The sequence below is a fragment of the Streptococcus sp. KR genome (assembly GCF_002238115.1).
GTDB lineage: Bacteria > Bacillota > Bacilli > Lactobacillales > Streptococcaceae > Streptococcus.
In genome coordinates this window covers 1-1,702 of record NZ_NGVM01000057.1, presented here as the reverse complement: position 1 = coordinate 1,702, position 1,702 = coordinate 1, and the positions used below count along the sequence as shown (strand labels likewise).

The 1,702-nt window shown below is 34.1% G+C and carries 2 protein-coding genes; both read left to right on the top strand.

The window, feature by feature from the left end; translation table 11 throughout:
• Positions 1 to 234 precede the first annotated feature (234 nt).
• On the top strand, positions 235 to 861 hold the full coding sequence (locus CBI42_RS10710; protein WP_094753962.1) for a TipC family immunity protein: 627 nt from the start codon (positions 235 to 237) through the stop codon (positions 859 to 861).
• 97 nt (positions 862 to 958) lie between these two features.
• Positions 959 to 1,564, top strand: coding sequence for a hypothetical protein (locus tag CBI42_RS10705; RefSeq protein WP_094753961.1), 606 nt, complete (start codon positions 959 to 961; stop codon positions 1,562 to 1,564).
• Positions 1,565 to 1,702: the final 138 nt, after the last annotated feature.

Below are 1,702 nucleotides of genomic sequence, written 5' to 3'. Positions count from 1 at the left end.
TCAAAAAGAGCTTGAGGATTTCATGGAAAAGATGTATCAGACTTTGTATGGATAGTTTCCCAGAGAAAGAAGCTTCTTGCTCAACACAATGCTGTATGAACAACTGGTTGTGTTGAGGAATTTTACTAGAAAAAGATACCGTAGATAAGCTACAAAAAAATTACCCAAGTACTTATAATTTCATTCGAAATATTGAAGCAGGTAATCAAGACTTGATAGAGATGAGGTGATTAGATGAAGAAGAGGAAATTTGCAATTTTTTCGTTGCTAATAGTTCTATTATTATCTTTCTCTGGTTTTCAGTATTATAAATATCAGAGAGTTCACAATATTTTTGATGAAATATACTACGAAGAAAGTGATTATCACAATTATACATTTCTCTGGAAAGGACGAGCTTTTTATAAGTTAAAAGGGTTAAAAATTATCGATAATGGATCTCAAGATTTATATAAACATTCTATTGATTATAAAAGTGTAAATTTACCAAACACTATTCATTCTCTAGGTTATTATTTTTATTTTGGATTTCAGGAGATGACGAAAGTTGGGATAGAAATGCGTTTGAGACTGCCAGATACAGAGACAACCATAAATGTAGATTACCAGTACGATGTAAACAATCAGCAATTAGAACGGTTTATGTGGTACTATGATGATGAGAGTACAGGATATTTTCAGCAATCTCAAATAGAAGCCTTTCTAGTGGAGCATGGAAAGACTGTCGATGAGATTCGCAAGGAAGCAGATAATGTACTCCGTAATAAAGTCCTTAAAGACTGGACCACTATCTACTCTAGTCGTTTTAGCCCAGATAATTGGGGAGAAGTGAGCGTTAAAGATATATGGAGAACAGAATAACAAATGGAACGATGAGGTAATAGTTTTATAAAGGAAGGTTGGCATGAAACAATTCTTAAGAATATTTTGTTAAGAAGAAGTTGCTTTGGAGAAGTAAATGAGAAATAAAAACAAATTTATCTTTTGTTCACTCGTTTTGCTTGTTTATTTTTTATTGTTCATTTTGAAGCCGATCTACCAATATATTTCATTTTCTAAGATGGATGTGAATAGTAGTATGGTTCAATTGATTCAAGATAAAAATAATCAGGATTGGCATGCTCTTGATAAGCATATTCATCTAGTGCCCTCAAAAGAAAATGGAAAGAACATCGGCCTTATCTATGTGGTGGATGACTATAATCAAATTGAAAGTAAGATTTCTTCTGAGAATCAAGCGGTATCCATCAGTTACAATAATCGATTACAAGGAGACAAGAGTGTTGAAATTAGTTGGTTAAATGGGGAAAAGCGGTTGTATCATGCTGGGAGATATTTGAAATTAGCAAGTGAAAATCAAGCTGTGATTGAAAGTAACACAGGTTCTTCAGTGACCGTTTGGGAACAACGTTCGGAGAAAGCTAAAAAGCGATTATATGCGGTTGTAGAACAAATGAAAAAAACTGTTCTAGAGCATTTGTTCCAGCAAATAGTGTTCTGTTCGTTAGCTGTCATTCTCTTTCTTTTAGGGTGGAAAATATATTATCATTTAAGGAGGTATTGAAATTCGCAGGGGTTCTGAACTTCAATAAAGCTTCTAGGGATATGATGCTATCGGAAGATGGGGATGCCTACTATCGTGCCGACTTAGAGAAGCGCTTAAAAGGTCACGACAAGTCCGAATGGGATAAAATAATCGACG